This is a genomic window from Celeribacter sp. HF31 (genome assembly GCF_011806455.1).
GTDB lineage: Bacteria > Pseudomonadota > Alphaproteobacteria > Rhodobacterales > Rhodobacteraceae > Celeribacter.
Genome location: NZ_JAATOT010000001.1, coordinates 130,829 through 152,890, shown reverse-complemented (window position 1 = coordinate 152,890; position 22,062 = coordinate 130,829). Strand labels below are relative to the sequence as shown.

At 58.7% G+C, this 22,062-nt stretch carries 21 protein-coding genes; 8 read left to right on the top strand and 13 right to left on the bottom strand.

The genetic code is table 11. The features are described from left to right. The first annotated feature begins 52 nt into the window (after positions 1 to 52). Positions 53 to 190: an entericidin A/B family lipoprotein gene (locus HCZ23_RS00750; protein ID WP_167599793.1), complete on the top strand. Its 138-nt coding sequence runs from the start codon at positions 53 to 55 to the stop codon at positions 188 to 190. A 217-nt stretch (positions 191 to 407) separates the two neighbouring features. Beyond that, complete coding sequence (locus HCZ23_RS00745) at positions 408 to 1,643, top strand: hypothetical protein (protein WP_167599792.1); 1,236 nt, start codon at positions 408 to 410, stop codon at positions 1,641 to 1,643. Positions 1,644 to 1,696: 53 nt separating this feature from the next. Here HCZ23_RS00745 and lepA read toward each other — a convergent pair whose 3' ends face one another. Next, positions 1,697 to 3,496: a translation elongation factor 4 gene (lepA, locus tag HCZ23_RS00740; RefSeq protein ID WP_167599791.1), complete on the bottom strand. Its 1,800-nt coding sequence runs from the start codon at positions 3,494 to 3,496 to the stop codon at positions 1,697 to 1,699. 344 nt (positions 3,497 to 3,840) lie between these two features. Here lepA and HCZ23_RS00735 point away from each other — a divergent pair, with 344 nt between their 5' ends. Both HCZ23_RS00735 and HCZ23_RS00730 read left to right on the top strand, forming a co-directional pair. Further along, positions 3,841 to 4,158, top strand: a complete 318-nt coding sequence (locus HCZ23_RS00735; RefSeq protein ID WP_254869839.1) for a hypothetical protein — start codon at positions 3,841 to 3,843, stop codon at positions 4,156 to 4,158. Continuing rightward, entirely contained in the window at positions 4,151 to 4,885 is a 735-nt protein-coding gene (locus tag HCZ23_RS00730; protein ID WP_167599790.1) for a DUF4336 domain-containing protein, read from the top strand. The genes HCZ23_RS00735 and HCZ23_RS00730 overlap by 8 nt, the downstream gene beginning before the upstream one ends. Here the strand turns inward: HCZ23_RS00730 and HCZ23_RS00725 are convergent. After that, positions 4,874 to 5,326: a low molecular weight protein-tyrosine-phosphatase gene (locus HCZ23_RS00725; protein ID WP_167599789.1), complete on the bottom strand. Its 453-nt coding sequence runs from the start codon at positions 5,324 to 5,326 to the stop codon at positions 4,874 to 4,876. The genes HCZ23_RS00730 and HCZ23_RS00725 overlap by 12 nt on opposite strands. Before the next feature lie 191 nt (positions 5,327 to 5,517). Between HCZ23_RS00725 and HCZ23_RS00720 the strand changes: the two genes are divergently transcribed. Continuing rightward, positions 5,518 to 6,207 carry an NAD-dependent deacylase gene (locus tag HCZ23_RS00720; protein WP_167599788.1) on the top strand — a complete coding sequence of 230 codons (690 nt, stop codon included), beginning with the start codon at positions 5,518 to 5,520 and terminating at the stop codon, positions 6,205 to 6,207. 71 nt (positions 6,208 to 6,278) lie between these two features. Here the strand turns inward: HCZ23_RS00720 and HCZ23_RS00715 are convergent, their stop codons facing one another. The 5 genes from HCZ23_RS00715 to meaB all read right to left on the bottom strand — a co-directional run bounded on the left by HCZ23_RS00715 (position 6,279) and on the right by meaB (position 9,485). Further along, entirely contained in the window at positions 6,279 to 6,830 is a 552-nt protein-coding gene (locus tag HCZ23_RS00715) for a 2OG-Fe(II) oxygenase (protein WP_167599787.1), read from the bottom strand. 148 nt (positions 6,831 to 6,978) lie between these two features. After that, complete coding sequence (locus HCZ23_RS00710) at positions 6,979 to 7,458, bottom strand: copper chaperone PCu(A)C (protein ID WP_167599786.1); 480 nt, start codon at positions 7,456 to 7,458, stop codon at positions 6,979 to 6,981. A gap of 42 nt (positions 7,459 to 7,500) precedes the next feature. Beyond that, the gene (locus HCZ23_RS00705; RefSeq protein ID WP_167599785.1) at positions 7,501 to 7,848 is read right to left on the bottom strand and encodes a DUF2946 family protein; all 348 of its coding nucleotides are present in this window, start codon (positions 7,846 to 7,848) and stop codon (positions 7,501 to 7,503) included. Positions 7,849 to 7,971: 123 nt separating this feature from the next. After that, the gene (rpmB, locus tag HCZ23_RS00700; protein ID WP_167599784.1) at positions 7,972 to 8,259 is read right to left on the bottom strand and encodes a 50S ribosomal protein L28; all 288 of its coding nucleotides are present in this window, start codon (positions 8,257 to 8,259) and stop codon (positions 7,972 to 7,974) included. 248 nt (positions 8,260 to 8,507) lie between these two features. Beyond that, on the bottom strand, positions 8,508 to 9,485 hold the full coding sequence (meaB, locus tag HCZ23_RS00695) for a methylmalonyl Co-A mutase-associated GTPase MeaB (protein WP_167599783.1): 978 nt from the start codon (positions 9,483 to 9,485) through the stop codon (positions 8,508 to 8,510). A 107-nt stretch (positions 9,486 to 9,592) separates the two neighbouring features. Between meaB and hrpB the strand changes: the two genes are divergently transcribed. Beyond that, complete coding sequence (hrpB, locus tag HCZ23_RS00690) at positions 9,593 to 12,007, top strand: ATP-dependent helicase HrpB (protein WP_167599782.1); 2,415 nt, start codon at positions 9,593 to 9,595, stop codon at positions 12,005 to 12,007. Between the two features lie 149 nt (positions 12,008 to 12,156). Here the strand turns inward: hrpB and HCZ23_RS00685 are convergent, their stop codons facing one another. Both HCZ23_RS00685 and gndA read right to left on the bottom strand, forming a co-directional pair. Beyond that, complete coding sequence (locus tag HCZ23_RS00685; protein WP_167599781.1) at positions 12,157 to 13,584, bottom strand: TrkH family potassium uptake protein; 1,428 nt, start codon at positions 13,582 to 13,584, stop codon at positions 12,157 to 12,159. A gap of 112 nt (positions 13,585 to 13,696) precedes the next feature. Then, entirely contained in the window at positions 13,697 to 15,115 is a 1,419-nt protein-coding gene (gene gndA / locus HCZ23_RS00680) for an NADP-dependent phosphogluconate dehydrogenase (RefSeq protein ID WP_167599780.1), read from the bottom strand. A 217-nt stretch (positions 15,116 to 15,332) separates the two neighbouring features. Here gndA and HCZ23_RS00675 point away from each other — a divergent pair, with 217 nt between their 5' ends. Further along, positions 15,333 to 15,791 (top strand): NUDIX hydrolase, encoded by a 459-nt coding sequence (locus HCZ23_RS00675; RefSeq protein ID WP_167599779.1) that lies wholly within the window; start codon positions 15,333 to 15,335, stop codon positions 15,789 to 15,791. Between the two features lie 104 nt (positions 15,792 to 15,895). Further along, positions 15,896 to 17,377 (top strand): inorganic phosphate transporter, encoded by a 1,482-nt coding sequence (locus HCZ23_RS00670; RefSeq protein ID WP_167599778.1) that lies wholly within the window; start codon positions 15,896 to 15,898, stop codon positions 17,375 to 17,377. A gap of 88 nt (positions 17,378 to 17,465) precedes the next feature. Here the strand turns inward: HCZ23_RS00670 and argF are convergent, their stop codons facing one another. From argF to HCZ23_RS00650, 4 genes are all read right to left on the bottom strand, one after another. After that, complete coding sequence (gene argF, locus HCZ23_RS00665; protein WP_167599777.1) at positions 17,466 to 18,389, bottom strand: ornithine carbamoyltransferase; 924 nt, start codon at positions 18,387 to 18,389, stop codon at positions 17,466 to 17,468. Between the two features lie 20 nt (positions 18,390 to 18,409). Further along, a complete protein-coding gene (locus HCZ23_RS00660; RefSeq protein WP_167599776.1) occupies positions 18,410 to 19,576 on the bottom strand; it encodes an aspartate aminotransferase family protein in 1,167 nt (388 codons plus the stop codon). 274 nt (positions 19,577 to 19,850) lie between these two features. Further along, complete coding sequence (locus HCZ23_RS00655; protein ID WP_167599775.1) at positions 19,851 to 20,630, bottom strand: serine protease; 780 nt, start codon at positions 20,628 to 20,630, stop codon at positions 19,851 to 19,853. 150 nt (positions 20,631 to 20,780) lie between these two features. Further along, positions 20,781 to 21,815, bottom strand: coding sequence for a Hint domain-containing protein (locus HCZ23_RS00650; protein ID WP_167599774.1), 1,035 nt, complete (start codon positions 21,813 to 21,815; stop codon positions 20,781 to 20,783). Positions 21,816 to 22,062 lie beyond the last annotated feature (247 nt).

Sequence of the window (22,062 nt, the reverse complement as noted above, 5' to 3'; positions counted from 1 at the left end):
CCCTTTCCCGGGCTGACGCGTTGAGGGGGCGAAACACGAAAAGGAGTTTGCCATGAAACGTGTGATGATTATGGGCGCCGTACTTTTGTCACTTGCCGCTTGTGAAACCGTTGAGGGAGCTGGGCAGGATATTTCCAAGGCGGGTTCTGCAATTTCGCAGGAGAGCCGTGAGGTTCAGAGTGAGATGTGAGTGGGGTTGCCTGCTCAGGAATTGAAGGGAAGCGCCTGCCCGGTTGGGTGGGCGTTTTTTTGTGTGAGGTTTCAGAGGTATTGGTGGGGCCAGCACCCGCCCATCGGGCGGGTCAGGTACTGGCCGATGCTGGGCATCGGCTTTATCTGTAGTTGCAGTAATTCGATCTCGGAATAACATAGGCTTTAAATACTTTGGGCTAATTGGAAATCTACATATGCAAGAGACTGAGCAAAAAATTGACTTTCACCCGATTGAGATTGAGCTGCTCTCGCGTAGGACGAACAAGACCACGCAGCTTATCAACAACGACGACCCCACATTCGAATTAGATGCCAGAAAAAATTGGTATAATTTTGAATTCGAGCAACCAGTTTACGTTCTAAGTATCGAAATCCATGCTGACGGATATAACAGCTACCACAAATTCGAATTAATCGTAGATCATATGGACGGCACCCAGTTTGATGCCAAAATCCCAATTGCCAATGACACCATAGTTCACACATCAGGGAAGCTTGCGAAGGGTTTCAAATTTCGCCCCGAGGAGAGAATACTCACAAAAACGACACTTCATAAGGTAGTCATTACTGGCCTCACACTCGATGAGTTCCATGATTTCGAATGGCAGCTCAAAGAATACGACAAACGCCTTGAAGCGATAGAACTGAAGGAAGCACAGGGTTTAGCTCTTGACCAATCGCTTGAGCTAAAAACTAAAGAACGGAAAGATCTTGAATCTCAAATTGGCATAGCCAGAGCAGAAATCACACAATTGGAGAAGTCTCTTCACGAAACCGAGGAGAGGGTTGAAAACGCCGAAATTCGCCTCGAAAAAATTCGAGCATCAATAAAGTCAGAGCGTAGTGAACTTAGCCAATATACTACAGATAAACAAAAAACTTCGGCTGAACTTCACAGACTCAAAGATGAAGTCAAACTTTTTCCAAGTGAAATCTCCGGCTTTGTAAGCGAAGGCAACCGCTCCACAATCTGGTACACAATTATCGGAGTGCCTTTCACTGCGATCATTGCATTGGTCACATACGAATTATTTTCGTCTGCAGTCGACTTAACACAGCTTTGGAGAGCCGAAAATGACATCGACATCTGGACCGTTTTCCTAACCAGACTGCCCTTCGTGATTATTGCTCTCACGATCTTAGAGGTGTGCGGCTATATTGTCGGACGTCTAATTTTTGAAGTTATGAGAATAAACCAGCAACGACTTAGCCTCTCTAAGCTTAGCATCATCGCAAAAGACGTATCCACGGCGACAGCTCAAAACACCGAATTAAGCGACGACGAGCGATATGAGCGCGAGGTCCAGCTCAAGATGGAGCTCTTGAGAGAGCATATGAAAGAATATGTTGGAGAGGATTTTAGCTATAAAGGAACAGCAATCACGTCGGCTCTTACAGCAATTGCTAACCGGGTCGGCCGGTCTGAGTAGCTAAACACAGCCCACATGCGCAAACAAAAAGCCCCGCCAAAGCGGGGCCTTTTTTAACTGTCCATTTTGAGCGCGTTAATAAACGCCTCTTGAGGTATCTCCACTTTCCCGAACTGACGCATCTTCTTTTTCCCCGCCTTCTGCTTTTCCAGAAGTTTCTTCTTCCGGGTCGCGTCGCCGCCGTAACATTTGGCCGTCACGTCCTTGCGCAGCGCGGAGAGGGTTTCGCGCGCGATCACTTTGCCGCCAATCGCGGCCTGGATCGGGATTTTGAACATGTGGCGGGGGATCAGCTCCTTGAGCTTTTCACACATCGCACGACCACGGGACTCAGCACGGTCGCGGTGGACCATCATCGAGAGCGCATCCACAGGTTCGTCGTTCACCAACACCTGCATCTTCACGAGGTTGTCCTCGCGATACTCGGTGAATTGATAGTCGAAGGACGCATACCCTTTGGTAATGGATTTGAGCCTATCGTAGAAATCGAACACCACTTCGTTGAGCGGGAGGTCATAGACAACCATCGCGCGGGTGCCGGCGTAGGTCAGGTCCATCTGGATGCCGCGACGGTCCTGGCAAAGTTTGAGAACATCGCCCAGATATTCGTCAGGCACCATGATCGTCGCCTTGATGCGCGGCTCTTCGACGTGATCGACATAGGTCAAATCGGGCATGTCGGCGGGGTTGTGCAGGTCCTCAACCGTGCCGTCCTTCATGTAGATTTTATAGACCACGGAAGGCGCGGTGGTGATCAGGTCGAGGTCGTATTCGCGCTCAAGCCGGTCGCGGATCACCTCAAGGTGCAAAAGCCCGAGGAAGCCACAGCGGAAGCCAAAGCCCAGCGCGGCAGAGGTTTCCATCTCAGAGCTGAAGGACGCGTCGTTCAGTTGCAGTTTCTCAATCGCCGTGCGCAGGTCTTCGAAGTCGTTGGCATCGACCGGGAAGAGGCCACAGAACACCACGGGGATCGAGGGCTTAAAGCCCGGCAGTGGCTTATCGCACTGCTTTTTCTCATGGGTGATCGTGTCGCCCACCTTGGTGTCACGCACCTGTTTGATCGACGCGGTGAAAATGCCGATCTCGCCCGGACCCAGTTCGGCGATGTCGACCATCTTCGGCTTGAGCACCGAAAGCTTGTCGATCTTATAGGTCGCCTTGGTCTGCATCATGCGGATCTGGTCGCCCTTTTTGATCACGCCGTCGATGACGCGGATCATCACGACCACGCCGAGATAGGGGTCATACCAGCTGTCGACCAGCATGGCCTTCAAGGCCGCATCGCGGTCGCCCGTCGGCGCAGGCAAACGCGTGACGATGGCCTCCAACACATCGGGGATACCGATGCCGGTCTTGGCCGAAATTTCGATGGCGTTAGAGGCGTCGATGCCGATGACATCCTCGATCTGCTCACAGACGCGCTCCGGCTCGGCGGCCGGCAGGTCGATCTTGTTCAAAACCGGGACGATCTCGTGGTCAGCATCAATGGCTTGGTAGACGTTCGCAAGCGTCTGCGCCTCGACACCCTGCGTCGCGTCCACCACCAAGAGAGACCCCTCCACGGCCTGCATCGAGCGGCTCACCTCATAGGCAAAGTCGACGTGGCCGGGGGTGTCGATCAGGTTCAGAATATAGGTCTCGCCGTCCTTGGCCGGATATTCGATCCGCACCGAGTTCGCCTTGATCGTGATCCCACGCTCGCGCTCGATGTCCATCGAATCCAACATCTGCGCCTGCATATCGCGCTCGGCCACCGTGCCTGTGAGCTGGATCAACCGGTCGGCAAGCGTCGATTTGCCGTGGTCGATATGGGCCACGATGGAGAAGTTGCGGATGTTTTTCAGCTCGGTCATGACAGGCCTTTAGCGCGTGAAGGTTTGGCTGAGTTCTATGCGGGGAAAGGGGGGGAATGGCAAGCCCCCTGAGGGGGGGCGCCCATATATAGACGAACCTTTTGGCCGCTATTTTCCCAATCTCAATACGCGTATCTATGATTGTCCCCGCCAGAAAGCCATTTCCGCTGACACCCCGGGTATAAGCACCCCTCCGCCCATCCCCCACCCGCGACAAACTCCGCAATTGCGTCAAACCGCAGACTCAGGCATTTTAACCGCATCTTCACCAAAACGGTGGACCCTGCGGGTGTGCAAACACCGAAAAGACGGGGCCACGTCTTGGCACTACGAGAGGCAGAGACATGAAAAAATCCTTGACCGTATTGACCCTGATCGCCGCTGGTTTCACCGCGACGCTGTCGCCCATGAGCGCTTCCGCTGGCGCCATCGAGCGCGCCTGTATGTCGTCTGACCGCGCCGCGAACAACCGCGCGCTTTGTGGCTGCATTCAGCAAGCCGCCGATCTGACCCTGTCCAATAGCGACCAACGTCAGGCCGCAAAGTTCTTCAAGAACCCGCAAAAGGCACAAGACATTCGGCAGTCGGACAACTCCAGCCACGAGGCTTTCTGGCGTCGTTACAAAGTGTTCGGCGAAACCGCCGCGCAATACTGTGGCTAAGTCCGAAAACCTTTACCCGCCGCTCAACACGCTCAAACCTGTCGGCCCGGACATCTGGCTCGCCGATGGGCCGCCTGTGCCGTTTTACGGGATCAAGTTTCCGACCCGGATGACGGTGGTGCGCGTGGACGGCAAGCTTTGGGTGCATTCGCCCATCGCGATTGACGAAGGCCTCTTGGACGAAATGGCCGCCCTCGGCCCCATCGGCTGGTTGATCGCGCCCAATCCGATCCATTACGTGTCGCTGAACGCCTGGCACAAACGCTTTCCGGGCGCTGCGGTTCTTGCCGCCCCCGGCGTCAAAGAGCGCGCCAGGAAATTCAATGTGCCTGTCCCCCCGCATGAGATTTTGACCGACGACGCGCCCGAAGGCTATGCAAACGCGATCCGCCAGCGCGTCGTCAAAGGGCATCGCTTCCTGCACGAGGTGGTGTTTTTCCACGAAAGTTCGAAAACCCTCATTTTAACCGATCTGATCGAGAATTTCGAAGCCGAGAAGGTTGGAAAAGTGAAAGCTTTTCTGATGCGGATGGCCGGTATTCTCGACCCGGACGGCAAGGCTCCCGCCGACATGCGTGCCTCGTTCAAATCCAAAAAGAAAGCCCGCGCGGTGATCCGCGAGGTGATCGGCTGGGCGCCCGAAAAGGTGATCCTCAGCCACGGGCGGTGGTATTCCGAGAACGGCACCGAAGAATTGAAACGCGCCTTTCGTTGGCTACGCCTCTAATTCCGCCAAGAGTCCATCGGACGCGACCTCGATCAGATCAAGCGCCGCATCGAAATCGCGGGTGTAATAGGGATCAGGAACGGCGGTCACGCCGGTCTCAGGCGCATAGGACATCATCAGCGTGACGGGCGTGTCGTTGCCCGCTGGCCGGAGCCGTTCAATGTCGCGCAGATTGGCCTCATCCATCGCCACGATCAGATCAAACCCGTTGAAATCCGCCGCGGTGAATTGGCGCGCGCGCAGCGGGGAAAGGTCGTAATTCCGAAGCTTCGCCGCCGCCTGCATCGGGCCATAAGGCGCCTCGCCGACATGCCAATTCCCGGTGCCCGCGCTGTCCACGCTGACAGGCAAACGCGCGCTTTTTGCCTTTGCGGCAAACACCGCCTCAGCGGAGGGAGAACGACAAATATTGCCGAGGCAGACGAAAAGGATTTTATGCATGAGGGCTCCTGTTTAAAGTGTTTCTCAAAAAACTTGAGGCACTCATTTTTTGAGAAGCGCAGCAATATCAATTCAGTGTGGCAACGTTTTTCGCTCAATCTGCCTCAGATTAAACGAAAAACGCTTTAACGATACGCTACCCTTGCCCGCGTGCCGGGCACAAGGCAGGGTGGTGAAAAAGGAGGCTTCAGATGACAGGTGGTATTTTCATTCTCTCCGGCGCCGGTTTGTCGGCGGAAAGCGGGCTCAAAACCTTTCGCGCCGAGGACGGGCTCTGGGAAGATCACCGGGTCGAGGATGTCGCCACGCCGGAGGCTTTTGCCCGCGACCCCGAACTTGTCCAGACCTTCTACAACATGCGCCGTGCGCAGGCGGCTCAGGCCTCCCCCAATGCGGCCCATCAGGCGCTGGCACGGCTTCAGGCCGACCATGATGCGCCGGTTTACCTTGTCACCCAGAATGTCGACGATCTTCTGGAGCGTGGTGGTGCGCGCAACGTGATCCATATGCATGGCGCCCTGAAAGACGCGCTTTGTGCCACCTGCGGTCACCGTTGGCCCGCGCCGATGGTGATGGACGTGAAAGACCCCTGCCCCTCTTGCGGCGCGCCCGCAACCCGGCCTGACATCGTCTGGTTCGGCGAAATCCCCTATCACATGGACGTCATCCAAGCGGCTTTGGAAGACAGCGAGCTGTTCGTCTCTATCGGCACCTCCGGCGTCGTCTACCCCGCAGCAGGGTTTAGCCAAATGGCGCGTCAGCTGGGGATCAAGACAATGGAATTGAACCTTGAGGCCTCAGGCGGGCGGTTTGACGAGGTGCGTGAGGGGCTTGCGAGTGTGGTTGTTCCACAATGGGTGGACGAGATTTTAGGCCGCTGAGCAACTTTGAGTATTTGAACAGCAAAGGAAACAAATGCGCCCCGGCCGCCGGTTCCTTTGCTGGAAAATACTCACCGAAACGCCGGTCCATGGACCCAGGTCGACAGGGAAAACCGCTCGCCTGAGGTCACGGGTGTCACCCGGTGCAGCACGAAGGACGGGAAGAGAACCGCAGAGCCCTTGGCGCGGTCGACTTCGCGAATGTTGGCGTCAGGTTGCAATTCGAGTGCACTGCCTTGGTACTGCGCTGGCTCGGAAAGCTGAACCACCATGGTCAGTTTACGCCGCGAGGCCAGAGCGCCTTCGCCGATGTCGGAGTGCCATGTGAAATGCCCCTGACGTTCGGCGCCGTAGCGGGCGACCTGCGGGCTTTCTCCAAAGTCTGTGAGCGCAAAATCGAAATTCGTGCGGTTGGCTTCGGCCACCAGCGTCATGATCCGCTCCATGATCCACTCCCCGCCATCGCGCTCATCGAGCCAAGCCAAATCGGCGCGTCGCAGGTTATGATCTGAGCGGTTTTTAACCAGCCCGGCGTCCGCGAGATCTTCTTCGCGGGCGAGCATCACAATCGCATCACATTCGGCAGGCGAGAACGCCTCCGGGAACGCATAGACGTTCAGCATGATCGGTCTCTTCAACTGTCAAGAAAGGGGGGCGACTCAGGCCGGTAATCTGCCGCATCGCTCAAATGCGTCCACTAAGCCATTTTTGAATTCGCGCAAGAAAAAAGGCACGCCTAAGCGTGCCTTTTAAATCTCAGTTTTTACGACATCAGTTGCCCATCGCACCGTGGTCATGCTCCATCGGCATTTCCATCTCTGTGCGCTCGAGATCGACGGGGATTTCCACCGTGATGTCGCCCGCCTTCTCAAAGGTCAGGGTCACGTTGACGATGTCGCCTTGGCTCATCGGCTTGAGAAGCCCCATGAACATCACATGATCACCGCCGCGCGCCAAGGCGTGTTTGCCATGCGCCGGAATGGTGAAGCCCTCGGGCACGTGCAGCATCTTCATTACGCCGTCGCCCATGTCTTTGTGGGTGTGCAGTTCGGTGATTTTGGAAATGTCGGCCTTGGCGTCGATCAGCTGATCGTCTTCATCGCCGGAGTTCTCGATGACAAAGAAGGCGGCGCCCGCTTTGGCCATCATCCCGGAGGAGCGCGCATAGGCGTCGTTGATGGTGATCTCGGCAAAGGCAGGTAGGGCAAAGGCACAGGCTAGCCCGGCCAGGAAGGTCGTTTTGAAAGTCATTTCAGGTCCTTGTGGTCTTTTGAGTGTCTTGAAAGGAAGAACTCAGACCAGCGGCGGAGCGCGCGCCCGCGGGCGCGGCGGCAAGGTCTCATGCGCATGATAGGACAGGTTCGGCGGGGAGAAGCGCAGCTCGTTTTGCGCCGGCGTCGGCAGGTCGAATGCCTCCGCCAGACCCGCAATCACCGACAGGGCACAGTCGGGACAAATGTGCGTCGGTCCGATCGGCTGTCCATCCGCATCGGTCAAAACCGTGATCGGCCCGGTACCAGTGCAAAGCACCACGGCGCCTGTCGCATCGCGCATGGTGCCCCGCGCCACGGCCATGGATTGGGACGTGACGATGAGCAAAAGCGCGACCAGAACGGCCTTTATCGTGCGGGATAAACGCATGGTACCGCGCACTTTAGCGAAGATGGCGTGAAAGGAAAGAGACCAAATGACACATCGCGTCACACAGAAAAACCCCGCGAAAGCTTAACCTTCGCGGGGTTCAATCCGTAAAATCCGAAAGGATTACGCGGCAGCCTGAGCTTTCGCGATGTCTTTCTTGATTTTCAGAGCGTTATCCGACAGCTCTTCGTCCTTGGCTTTGGCAAGGAAGGCGTCCAGACCGCCACGGTGGTCCACGGAACGCAGAGCAGCGGCGGAAATCCGCAGTTTGAAAGAACGGCCGAGGGCTTCCGAAATCAGCGTCACATCGTTGAGGTTCGGAAGGAAACGGCGGCGGGTTCTGTTTTTGGCGTGGCTGACATTGTTGCCAGTCATCGGGCCTTTACCGGTCAGTTCGCAACGACGCGACATGGGTTCATCCTCGTTTCTACTTTCGAAAGCACGCCCTGAATGACGCCCTCTCGCAGTTTAAAAGACTCGTTTCTGTCTTATTCGGCCCTCTTTTACGCGCCCCCGCCCCGGACGCAAGTCCGAAAAGCGATGAGAAACACGGGAAAACACCGATTTCCAACAGAAAAGGACACCGCCTGAGAGCCGTGCCCGAAATTCAGTTCGCGGTGCATAGGCGATCCCGGGAGAATCGTCAAGTCCCCTCTCGCTCACCCGTGTTGAAGGGCCGCCAATACATCCGCCGCCGCATGACCCGGCGTGATCTCGCCTTTGGCCACCTTGCTGGCGAGGCCGGTGATCATCGATTTGAGCGGCTCTTTTTCCAGTTGCGACAAAAGCCCAAGGCGAATGTCCTGACCAAACCAATATTCCGCCTGCTCGGAGCGGCGCTTGTCAAAGAACCCGTTCTCGCGCCGCCACTCGGCCAGCGTTGTCATCTCGCCCCAAGCCTCTTGCAGGCCCTTTTCCTCAATCGCGGACACGGTCATCGCCTTGGGGAAATCCTGCGGGTCTTGCGGGCGTTTACGGATGAGGCGCAGAGCCCCGGCGTAATCGGCACAGGTGCGTTGCGCGGCAGGTTTCAAATCGCCATCCGCCTTGTTCACCAAAATGATGTCCGCCATTTCCATGATGCCGCGTTTGACGCCTTGCAATTCGTCGCCCCCCGCAGGCGCCAGCAAAAGCAAAAACAGATCGGACATCTCGGCGACCACGGTCTCGGATTGGCCCACGCCCACGGTCTCGATGAGGATCAGATCATACCCCGCCGCTTCACATAGCGCGACGGCTTCGCGCGTGCGTCGCGCCACGCCGCCCAGTTCGGATTGGGACGGAGACGGGCGGATAAAGGCATCGCGTTCCCGCGACAGCATCTCCATCCGCGTCTTATCGCCCAGGATCGAGCCGCCCGAGCGAGACGAAGACGGGTCGACAGCCAGCACGGCGACCTTCAACCCCTGTTTGATGAGCATCATGCCAAAACTCTCGATAAAGGTGGATTTGCCCACCCCCGGCGTGCCCGACAGACCAAGGCGCAGCGCCTGACGCCCGCTTTTGCCGATCAGTTCCATCAACTCGATCGCCTGCGCCCGATGATCCGCCCGTGCGCTTTCGACCAATGTGATCGCCCGCGCCAGCGCTCGGCGATTTCCTGCGATGACCTGTTCGGCAAGCTCTTTGATGTCCATGATGACCTTCCGGGTTGCGGAGCGTTGATGCAGTTTTTCCCGCAGCCTTGCCGCTTTGTCCACCCCTGCCCTCTTTTCGGCCTCTCAGCTTTCGATCATAAGGAGACATGTTCACACCCCGCCTGCCCATTGATGACGTTCTTGGTGATCTGACCGACGCCCTTGCGACCCACGGTCGTGCTGTTCTTATGGCACCGCCCGGGGCCGGGAAAACCACGCGCGTGCCTCTGGCGCTGCTTCCCCTCATCGAGGGGAAAATCGTCATGCTCGAACCCCGTCGCTTGGCGGCGCGCACGGCGGCGGAACGTATGGCGGAGACCCTAGGCGAACGCGCGGGCGAGACCGTCGGCTACCGCATCCGAGGCGAAGCTAAGGTCTCGAAAGCCACCCGGATCGAAGTGGTGACCGAGGGTATTCTTACACGAATGCTACAAACTGATCCGGAATTGACCGGGATTGGCGCCATAATCTTTGACGAATTCCACGAACGCAGCCTGAACGCCGATCTCGGTCTCGCGCTCACTTGGGAGGTGCGGCAGGCGCTGCGGGATGATCTCGCGCTCGTGGTCATGTCCGCGACCTTGGACGCGGCCCCCGTCGCCGCTCTTCTGGACGATGCCCCCGTGATCCGCTCCGAAGGCCGCGCCTATCCGGTCGAAACCCGCTGGCTCGACGCACCTGTACCAAAGACCCAGCGCCTGGAACAAGCCGTCGCCGATCTCACGCTCAAAGCGGTCGCAGAGGCCGAAGGATCGGCGCTGGTCTTTCTGCCCGGCGAGGGTGAAATCCGTCGCGTTCAGAGCCTGCTGGAAGGCCGCGTGCCACCAGATTGCACTCTGCGCCCGTTGTTCGGCGCGATGAAATTCGCCGACCAACGCGCCGCCATCGCCCCCACAAAAGCTGGGCGCAAGATCGTGTTGGCGACCTCGATTGCCGAGACCTCTCTCACCATCGAAGACGTGCGTATCGTCGTGGACGCAGGACGCGCGCGCCGTGCGCGGTTCGATCCCGCCTCAGGCATGTCGCGACTGGTCACGGAGCGGGTCTCGAAAGCCGAAGCCGAACAGCGTCGCGGCCGTGCCGGACGGGTCTCCGAAGGGGTGTGTTATCGGCTTTGGACCAAGGGCGAAGAAGGCGCGCTGTCCAGCTTTGCGCCTGCGGAGATCGAAACGGCTGACCTGACCGGGCTCGCTTTGGAACTCGCACTTTGGGGCGCATCTGAGGGGGATTTGGCCTTTCTCACACCGCCCCCGCCGGGGCCCTTGGGAGAGGCAAGAGCCCTCCTGCAAAGCCTCGGCGCGATGAGGCCTGAGGGGCGGATCACCGAGCATGGCAAGGCGCTATCTGCCAAACCGCTGCATCCGAGGCTTGCACATATGCTACAAATCGCGGGACAACAGGCCGCCGATTTGGCCGCAATGTTGAACGAACGCGATCCATTGCGGGGCGCGGGCGTGGACCTGTCTTTACGGATGCGGGCCTTGCAAAGCCCTGGCACGGCCGATCGCGGCGTGATTGAACGCGTCAAACAGGAGGCCAAGCGGTTGCGTCAGGGCCTGCCGCACATCGAACCGATGAGCCTCGGCGAAATGGCGGCTCTGGCCTACCCGGATCGAGTGGGCTTGCGCCGTGCAGGTGACCAACCGCGCTATTTGTTGTCAGGTGGCAAAGGCGCCGTGATGCCGGAGAGCGACGACTTGGCCTCTGCCCGCTTGATCGTGGTGACGGACACCGACGGCGCCGCGCGGGATGCGCGCATCCGGCAGGCCGTTCAGATCAGCGAAGGCGAGCTGCGCGGCCTCTATGGCGATCAAATCGCTTGGCACGAGGTCTGTGACTGGGACAGGCGCGAGAAACGCGTGGTGGCCCGTCGGCGCGAGATGTTTGGCGCTTTGGTGCTGGATGATCGTCAGTGGAAAGACGCCCCGAAAGAGGCGCTGGCCCGTGGCGCTTTGGTGGGCTTGCGACAGATCGGCCTGCCTTGGAGCGATGCGGCAAAGCGCTTTGCCGCCCGCGTGCACCTGATGGGCGACAGCTATCCCGATATGTCGGAAGAGGCACTGCTCGCCACGCTTGAAGACTGGCTTTTGCCCTATCTCAAAGGCGCGAAAACCGAGGCGGCGCTGCGGGCGCTGGACATCACTGACGCGCTTCGGGCCATGTTGGATTGGGATCAAATGCAGCGACTTGATCGCGAGGTTCCTGGACATTTCGAAAGCCCCGTGGGTCGCAAATTGCCGATTGATTATTCCGGCGAGCATCCGGAAGTCACGGGCAGGCTTCAGGAATTTTTCGGCACCACGCGGCATCCGACCGTGGGGCCGAACCATGTGCCTTTGAAAGTGGTGCTGACCTCTCCGGCGCATCGTCCGGTTCAGGTGACGATGGATTTGCCGAATTTCTGGAAAACATCCTATGCCGATGTGCGCAAAGATATGCGTGGGCGCTATCCAAAACACCCTTGGCCCGAAGATCCGACCGAGGCCGATCCAACGCTGCGTGCCAAGCGGCGGGGCACGTAATCCGGCTTTGGCGTTTACGGATCTTTAAAGACTGTGACAGTCCGCCCGCGAGAAATGTGACAGGGTTTTAACCTTTGCTCCGCCCTTTATGACAGGACGTTAAGGTTAATCTGATTAAGGTTAACGCGTGCAAAAGGGATGGCACAGCCTTAGCGGCTGGCCACCAGCTCCCGCCAAAACAACGGCGCCATGAGCGCGTAGACCGTCGCCATTTCGAGCCGTCCGAGATACATGCCAAAACTCAGGACAAGCTTGGAGGCCGTGTCCAGAGTGGCGAAATTGCCCGCAGGTCCGATGACATCACCCACCCCTGGCCCGACGTTTGCCAGAGCTGTCAAAGCGCCGGAGAGCGCGGTCGACATATCGGCGCCGAAAAAGCTCAGGAGCGAGGCCAACACGCCGAAGGTTGCCGCATAGAGCACGAAAAATGCGATGACGCCGGAGAGCGCATCGGGGGCAACCGGACGGCCTTCGTACTTCACGAATGTGATCCGATGCGGCGCATAGCTCATCCGAATTTGCGCCAGAAGCGCTCGAAAGGCTACGAGCCAGCGCATGGCTTTCGCGCCACCTGCCGTCGACCCGGTGGCCCCTCCGACCGCCGTCAGGGCGAAGAATGCGGCCACGGCGAAAGGTCCCCAAAGCGTGTAATCTGTCGTGGCATAGCCGGTGGTCGTCACCACTGAGACGACATTGAACGCCACGAGGCGAAGCGCATCAGGCAGCGTTTCATCTCGCGTATACATGAGCCACACGGCAAGGATCGCGATCGACACACCAAGAGATTTCAGCATTGCCACGACCTGTTCAGAGCGCCAGTTTCCGTGACGCATCCCCCTGATATACCAGGAAAACGGCAGGGCGCCGGCCAACATGAAGAGGGTGCAGGTCCATTGCAGAAAGCCGCTTTGGAAATGGCCGAAAGAGGCGTCATAGCCCGAATAGCCGCCGGTCGAGAGCGTGGTCAAAGCATGGGTCAGCGCATCGAAGGGCGACATGCCCCCCAAGAGATAGAGCAGGCCACATATCGCGATGAGCGCAAAATAAATCTGCAAGGTGGCGGAGGCAAACATGGTTGCGTTGCGCAGTTCCCGCTCGCCGGTCTCGGAGCTTTCCGAACGGAAAAGCTGCATCCCGCCGACCTTGAGGATCGGCAACAGCGCGATGCCTGTGACGATGAAGCCGACCCCGCCGACCGCCTGCAGAGCCGCGCGCCAGAAGATGATGCCACGCGGCGTGTCATCAAGGCCGGACATCACGGTGGAGCCGGTGGTGGTGATCCCCGACATGGCCTCGAAAAACGCGTCTGTGAGCGAGAGATTGTAAAGGTGCAAAGGCCCCGCACCGCAAAGGGCCGCGACCATCCAGACCGAGGAAGTCAGGAGAAACGTGTGCAAAGGGCGCAAATTCTCGGTGCGCGGTGAAGAGGCCAACGCCAAAGCGCCGCCCAGGAACCCGAAGAAGAAGGCGGATTCCTCGAACACCGACGCCGTGTCGGGAAAGGCCACGGCCACCACCCCCATGAGAGCGGCGAAAAACACCATGACCAAACCATTGATGAAGATGACGAAGCTCATTCCCGCCCACCTTGTCACGCGCGGCGCACCTATACTGCGGCGCGTCAGTTCTGGGAAATCACAATTTCAGGGGCACAGGCAAGATAAAAACAGGCAAGACAAACCTGTCGGCTCACCCATGCCACGGCCCGTGTTGACCGTCGCTGCCTTCTATGCGTTCGAACCCATGGGCGCCGAAGAAATCGCGTTGTGCCTGAATGAGATCGGTGGTGCCGCGGCCCTGTCGCATGGTGTCGAAATAGGCCAATGCGTTTGAGAGCGCAGGCACGGGCAGACCCGCCGAGGTGGCGTAAGACACCACGATGCGCAGTGCCGACAGGCCGGTTTTCATATGCGCGATGAAAGCGGGACTGAAGATCAATTGGTCCTGCGGCAGACCATTACGGATCGCAGCGGCCATATCGTCCAGAAGCGCGGAGCGGATGATGCAGCCCTCGCGCCAGACCTCGGCGGCACGGGCCAGATCGAGACCCCAGTCATAGTGATCGGAGGCCGCTTTCAAAAGCTTGAAGCCCTGATCGTAGGCCACGAGTTTGGCCACCAAAAGCGCCTGTTCGAAATCCGTTTCCTTGGGCAAGGTCAGGTGATGTTCCGGCTCGGTGCCAAAAATCTCCGCCCCCGCCAAACGCGTCTCTTTTTCCGAGGACCAGGAGCGCGCAGCGACGGCGGCCTCAATGGTCGAAGGAGATTGGCCCAAAGTGAGCGCCTCGATCGCAGTCCAGCGCCCGGTGCCTTTTTGCCCGGCCTTGTCGACGATGACCTCGACCATCGGCTTACCGGTTTTAGGATCATTGGTCTGAAGCACCTTGCCGGAGATTTCCACGAGATAGGAGTTGAGCGGGCCGTTGTCCCAGCGCGCGAACAGGGCGCCGATTTCTTCGGGGGCTTTATGTGCACCATCACGCATGAGGCCGTAAATCTCGGCGATCATTTGCATATCGGCATATTCGATACCGTTGTGCACGGTCTTGACGAAATGCCCGGCGCCATCCGGGCCAAAATGCGCAGCACAGGGATCGCCGTCATGTTTGGCGGAAATCGCCTCGATGATGTCGCGGATCGTCTCATAGGACGCCGGGTTGCCGCCCACCATAATAGACGGCCCATGACGCGCGCCTTCTTCGCCGCCCGACACGCCCATGCCGATGAAATTCAGACCCTTTTCGCGCAGAGCGGACTCGCGACGCCGGGTGTCGTGGAAATCGGCATTGCCCGCGTCGATGATCATATCGCCATCATCGAGCAACGGCGTGAGCGCCTCGATCACCGCATCGACCGGGCCGCCCGCTTTGACCATGATGATCACGGCGCGGGGGGCCTCAAGCGCAGCCACAAGCTCTTCGTAGGTTTTCGTCGGCACCAAGGCCTCCCGCAAGTCGCCGCTTTCAGCGATGAACGCGTCGGTGACGGAGCCGGTGCGATTAAACACCGCGATAGGAAAGCCTTTTTCGGCGATGTTGAGCGACAGGTTCGCCCCCATGACGCCCAATCCGACGAGACCGATGCGGGCTTTGGTGCTGAATTGGGACATGGGACACTCCTTGATCGCGGGCTTTGGGATAGGTTTAGGCACGCGCAGTTGTGCCTGTTGCGCCTACACTTATGGCGAAACCAGCGCCTGGCAAGAGGGGCTGAAATCGCCACTGGGGCATGTGTGGATCGGTAGATTTCTGCGAATGGCTTGCAATTTGGGAAAGTTCGCCCTATGTATATACGAAATATAGACAAAACAGGCACATATCGAGTTCATGGTACCCCTTCTCAAATCCGCTTGGACAGGCGTTTTCGACCCGCTTCTGCGTCGCCCCGACCGCGTGCAATCTGCTGCGCTGTGTTGGCGTAACGGCAAGAAAGGTAAGGAAGTTCTCCTGATCACCTCGCGCGATACGGGGCGTTGGATCATTCCGAAAGGCTGGCCGATCCGGGGGCTCGATGGCGCAGGCACTGCAGCCCAGGAAGCCTGGGAAGAGGCCGGTGTAAAACCCGTGCCGCGCACGTCCAAACCGCTGGGCCTTTATCACTATATCAAGAAGCTCGACAACGGCTTGCCCGCGCCGGTGGAGGCCACGGTCTACTCGATCGAGGTCGATCATCTCGAGGACGAGTTCCCGGAAAAGAGCCAGCGCAAACGCAGCTGGATGTCGCCGAAACAGGCGGCTGCTCTGGTCGATGAGCCAGAGCTGCGCGAGTTGCTTCTCGACTTCTGAAACGATTTACCCTGCGCTCAAGAGACGCGAAAGGCTTGCATTGCAAGGCCGGGCACGCTAGCGCTGCGCCGTTTGTAACAGAAAAATGACGGGCCAGGGCAAAGATGTCTGAGAGCGAAGAGCACGGAAAACAGTGGAAAACCCTCGACAAGGATCTTAATCGGATCAGCCAGATCGAGTTGGCCACCTTTCACATCGCGCGCCCTATGGTGGGGCTCGGGGTCGCTTTGGCCTTTATCATCGTCGCGGGGCTATTTGCCGCTTTGGTCTTTGGCGGACAACCCGGCTCTGCCGTGGTGATCGCCGCCGCCGCTTTGGGCGCCTATATGGCGATCAACATTGGCGCCAACGATGTGGCGAACAACATGGGCCCTGCCGTCGGCGCCAACGCCCTGACCATGGGCGGCGCCATCGTGATTGCCGCGCTTTGCGAAAGTGCGGGCGCGCTTTTGGCGGGCGGCGATGTGGTCTCGACCATTTCCAAAGGCATCATAGACCCCAGCGCCGTCGCCAACACGCAGGTCTTTATCTGGGCGATGATGGCCGCGCTTTTGTCCTCCGCACTCTGGGTCAACCTCGCAACCTGGATCGGCGCACCCGTGTCCACCACGCACTCCGTCGTGGGCGGCGTCATGGGCGCAGGGATTGCCGCGGCGGGCTTTGCCACGGTGAACTGGGGCTCGATGGGCCTCATCGCACTGAGCTGGGTGATCTCACCCCTGCTGGGCGGCGTGATCGCGGCCGGGTTCCTGTGGTTCATCAAGGCCCGGATCATGTATCAAGCCGACAAGATCGAAGCCGCGCGCCGCTGGGTGCCGGTGCTGATCGGCATCATGATGGGCACATTCGCGACCTACCTCGCCGTCAAGGGCCTCAAGAAAATCGTCAGCGTCGATCTTTTGACAGCTCTTCTGATCGGTCTGGGCATGGGCGCATTGTCCTACGTGGCCTCCGCGCCGCTGGTGCGCCGTCAATCCGAAGGGCTGGAAAACCGCAACAAGTCTCTCAAGGTGCTTTTCGGCCTGCCACTGGTGATTTCTGCCGCCCTTTTGTCCTTTGCCCATGGCGCCAATGACGTCGCCAATGCGGTCGGTCCTCTGGCCGCCATCGTCCATGCCAATGCCTCTGGCGAATTCGCAGGCAAGGTGAACATCCCCCATTGGGTCATGGTGATCGGCGCCTTCGGCATTTCTTTCGGACTCATCCTGTTCGGTCCGAAACTGATCAAAATGGTCGGCAGCCAGATCACCAAGCTGAACCCGATGCGGGCCTATTGCGTGGCGCTTTCCGCCGCGATCACCGTCATCGTCGCAAGCTGGCTGGGCCTGCCGGTCTCCTCGACCCATATCGCTGTGGGCGGGGTGTTTGGCGTCGGCTTCTTTCGCGAATGGTATCATGAAAAACGCCTCGACGAGACGATGCGCAAAAAGAGAGACCTGCGCATCGCCGCCGAGGAACGCCGCCGCCGCAAATTGGTCCGCCGCAGCCATTTCATGACCATCGTCGCCGCCTGGGTGATCACGGTTCCCGCCGCAGCCCTGTTGTCGGCCATCACCTTTTGGTTGCTGTCGCATCTCGCGGGCTGACGCCTCCTCTCATGCACCACAAAAAAGGGCGCCCTCACCGGCGCCCTTTCTGTTGTCATTGCAGGTGAAATACTCACTCCACACGCACTCACTCCACACACCAGCGCATGATGGATTTTTGCGCATGGAGACGGTTTTCAGCCTCGTCGAAAATCACCGATTGCGGGCCGTCCATCACGTTGTTCGTCACCTCATCGCCGCGGTGCGCCGGAAGGCAATGCATGAACAAAGCGTCCGGGTTGGCGTGTGACATCAGCTTGCGATCCACCCGGTAGGGGCGGAGCTGGTTGTGGCGACGTTCGCGCGCGGACGCCGGATCGTGCATCGAGACCCAGGTATCGGTGACGACAAGATCGGCGCCTGCGACAGCCTCTTCGGCATCACGGGTGATCTCGATGGTCGATCCATTGGCACGCGCCTCTTCGACAAACCCCATCTCGGGATCGAGCGGTTCTGGCCCTGCAAAGGTCATGTCAAAGCCGAACTGACCGGCGGCATGGATAAACGACGCGCAGACGTTGTTGCCATCGCCCAACCAGACGACTTTCTTGCCCTTGATCGAGCCGCGATGCTCCTCATAGGTCAGGATGTCGGCCATGATCTGGCACGGATGAGTCCGGTTCGTCAGCCCGTTGATCACCGGCACAGAGGCATATTCCGCCATCTCCAAAAGCGTTTGCTCCTCGAAGGTGCGGATCATGATCATATCGACGTAGCGCGACAACACGCGGGCGGTGTCGGCGATGGTTTCACCGTGGCCAAGTTGCATATCGGCCCCCGAAAGCACCATGGTCTGGCCGCCCATCTGGCGCACGCCCACGTCAAAAGACACGCGCGTCCGGGTCGAGGGTTTCTCAAAAATCAGCGCGACCATTTTGTCTTTGAGCGGCTGTTCCGCATCGAGCGCGGCTTTCGGTTTGTCGTAACGCGCGTTTTTGGTGAGCTTCGCGGTTTCGATGATCCGGTGCAGATCCTGCGCGGAGGTTTTGTGAATGTCGAGGAAGTGGTTCATAGGTCTGGTCTCTTCGTCTGTCAGAGCGCGCTGGCGGCGGCATCAATCCGCGACACGGCCTCGGCAATCTCTTCGTCAGTGATATTCAGCGCGGGCAAGAGCCGCACCACGTTGTCGGCGGCGGGCACGGTCAGAACACCTTGCTCATAGCCTTTGCCCACCAGATCGGCAGGCGCGATTTTGCATTTGAGGCCCAGCATGAGGCCTTCGCCACGGACGCCTTCAAAGACATCCGGGTGATCGGCCACGAGGCCTTCGAGTTTCTGGCGCATCAGCCCCGCCTTGCGGTTCACCTCGGCGAGGAAGTCGGGATCGGACACGATCTCCATCACCTTCAGCCCGATGGCACAGCCCAGAGGATTGCCACCATAGGTGGACCCGTGCGTGCCTGCGGTCATGCCAGAGGCCGCGTCTTCGGTGGCCAGAACGGCCCCAAGCGGAAAGCCCCCGCCGATGCCTTTGGCAACCATCATGATGTCGGGCGTCACGCCAGCGTATTCATGAGCGAAAAGTTTGCCGGTCCGCGCGACGCCGCATTGCACCTCGTCGAACATCAACAGACAGCCTTTGGCCGCCGCAATCTCGCGCAGCAGTTTCAGCGCCTCGTCGGGGACGACACGAATGCCGCCTTCGCCCTGCACAGGTTCGATCAGGATTGCCGCCGTTTTGTCCGTGACGTGATCCGCGACAGTGTCCCAGTCGCCAAACGGCAGATGGACAAACCCCGGCATCAGGGGGCCAAAGCCCTTGACCATTTTCTCGGAGCCGGAGGCGGCAATCGCGCCGGTGGAGCGACCATGGAAACAGCCCTCAAAGGTGATGATCTCGGTCTTTTCCGGCTGGCCTTTTTCATACCAGTATTTGCGCGCCATCTTGATCGCCAGCTCAGCGGCCTCGGTGCCGGAGTTGGTGAAGAAACACGTGTCGGCGAAAGTGGTCTCGACCAGCTTGTCCGCGAGCGCCTCCTGCGCCGGGATCTTGTAGAGGTTCGACACATGCCAGAGCGTGTCCGCCTGCGCCTTCAGTGTCTCCGCCAGTTCCGGGTTGGCGTGGCCCAGAGTGTTCACCGCGATGCCCGCGCCCAGATCGAGGAAACGTCGCCCATCCGCCTCGATCAGCCAAGAGCCTTCGCCTTTGACGAAGGACAAGGGAGCCCGGTTGTAGGTCGGCAGAACGGGTGAAATCATCTCTGTGGTTCCTCTGAAAATGAGAGGCCTCATGGGTGGCGAAAGCCAGCGGGCCTGTCAACGGTTGGGACGGGGATTTTGCGGTATTTTGCAAGCTTTGCGCCAGTTTGGCGCGTTTTGTGCCGTGGACATCACGTCTCGGCACGGCAGAACGGACGTCTTACGCGTTACGGCGTCGACGTCGGATGATACGGGCATATGTGCGGATCATGTTCATAGGATGCGCTTTACGGGCATAGCGCGGGTACTGTCAAAGGGTATTTGGCGGGGATGGTCAGTTTGCCGACAGAAATGTCGAATTGCCGACCGCGCGCGAGGATGAGCCTCCGCCGACCGTGATGCGTTTTGCCACCACAGGTTTCGCGGCCACTTGCGGCGCACCAAGCGCGATCTGGCGTTTCAGTGCAGACACTTGGTCGATCAGCGACATGCCAAATCCGACCTTCCGGTCACCTCGCGTGCCGAGCGACGACACGACGGACACGATCGCGGGCCGCACCCCGTCATAGGCAAAGACCGGCGCGCCGGACGACCCGAACGTGATGTCGCAATCGAAGCTGTAGATGTCATCGGAATAGTCGAGCACATGACATTCCCGCTGGATCGAGAGCGCCGCGTTGCGTCCGCGCCCGTAGGAGGCGACCATCAGCTCGCCACGGGGTTTTGAGCTGCGATGTACCGCGAAGGGCCGCGCCAGCGCCGTAGGGATCGGAGAGGCCAGTTTGATCAGCGCCAGATCGTTGCGGATGTTCGCAGCTGTCACCTCACGCTGCGCTTCATAGCCGGGCGAGACCGCCACGGCATAGCCGCGCGAGGCGGCGATATAGTCGCCATTCCTGAGCCCTGCACGAAACAGAATGCGCGCGGGCGGCACGGGCGTGTTGTCCTCGCCGACCACACAATGCGCTGCCGTCAGCACAAGATCATCAGCGATCAAAGCGCCTGTACAGGTGTTCTGCCCGGCAATATCGAGCCTCCCGACCCCCTCCCAGCCGATCAACTCGGCCCGGCGGTCGGCGCTGTCCAATTCGGACGGCAGGCTGTCGGCGGCCATTGCGGCCCCCGCCAGACACAGACAGGTAAAAACTGCTGTTACGCATTTTCTTAAAATCATTGCGAGCCCATTTGATCGAAACTCTCAATGGATTACCGCTTAAATCGGGCAAAAGTTTGATGGCGATCAGAGCCTTCCTGCGCGACGCCGTCAGACAGCATCAACTGCCAGCAAATCGGCCTCATAGCTTTTCACCACCTGGCGCGCGGCACGTCCGTAATTGTTGAAATCTGATTGCAGCTCAGGGAAAAGGCCGAACAACTCCTCACACTCCGCGCTCCGCAAGGCATAGTGCGCCATGGCGCCCGGATGAAAGCTCTCCGATGCAATGCCTTCCGAGAACACCAATTCGTGCTGGTCGAATAGCATGTGGTAGTAGGTGACATACCCAGTTTCGCGCAGACGAATTGTGGTGCCATTCACCAGATGCTTGGCGGCCAAAAGCACCTCATTTACACCCAAAAGAAGTTCCGCCGCGACACTGCTATGAAGCACCCGATGCTGTTGCGACACGGTGAGCGGGCGATCATTGCCCAAGACGCCTTGGTCGATTTCAACAGGCGCAAAGGCCCCATGTGCCCTGGCGGTCGCATGTCCGATCCAGCGCACGGGTTGCAAACCGTGATCCTGTGTCATCACCATATCGCCCGGCTTGATATTTTCGACCACTTCCCAACCGCCAAGGGTCTTGATCCGCGTGCCTTTGGCGAAACAGACCGGCAATTCGATTTCATTCTGATTGGTGAGGTCGAAATCCAAAATCGCGTTCCGTTCGATCAGGCTGACCAGTTGCGGTACCCCGAGGAGGTTCAACAAGGGAATATCGAGCGCCTCGGACAAAAGCCCGTCCAAAAGCGCCGCCGGGTCGCCCTCCGGATACTCCACATAGGTCTGACCATCGACCTCCCAGGCGTTGAAGGGCACAGACGACGACAGCGACAGTTCTATGCCCAGAATCGTGACGCTGACACTCGCCTCACCGCTGCCGATGAAAGTCGCATTGGCGTCATTCCACGTCGCATTTTCCGTGCTGTCCCAGTTGATGTCACCATCCGTATCGCCCACATCCAGCGTACCGGTCTGCGGCCCGGAAAAGGAACTGACAAGCATCGTGTCCAACAGCCCTTCGGCATTCAGAAGCGACCCGTTGTACATGTAAACATCGTCGAGTGTGCGCTGTACCATGATCCATCCTAAATTATTGAGAGTTTCTAATTTCAATCTTAGCGTGCATCAAAAGCATCCTAACACACCAATAAAGTGCAATCCAAGTTTGCGAGTATGCGCACCGCGGAATCGGTAAAAAATCCGTGGAAGCTGATAAAAAATGCACAAAAAAAACCTCCGCAGTCAAAGCTGCGGAGGGCGCTGTCCTCACATCGAAAACAATAAAATCTGAGGCCTGATATTGTTGATAGATGCCTTTGACGAA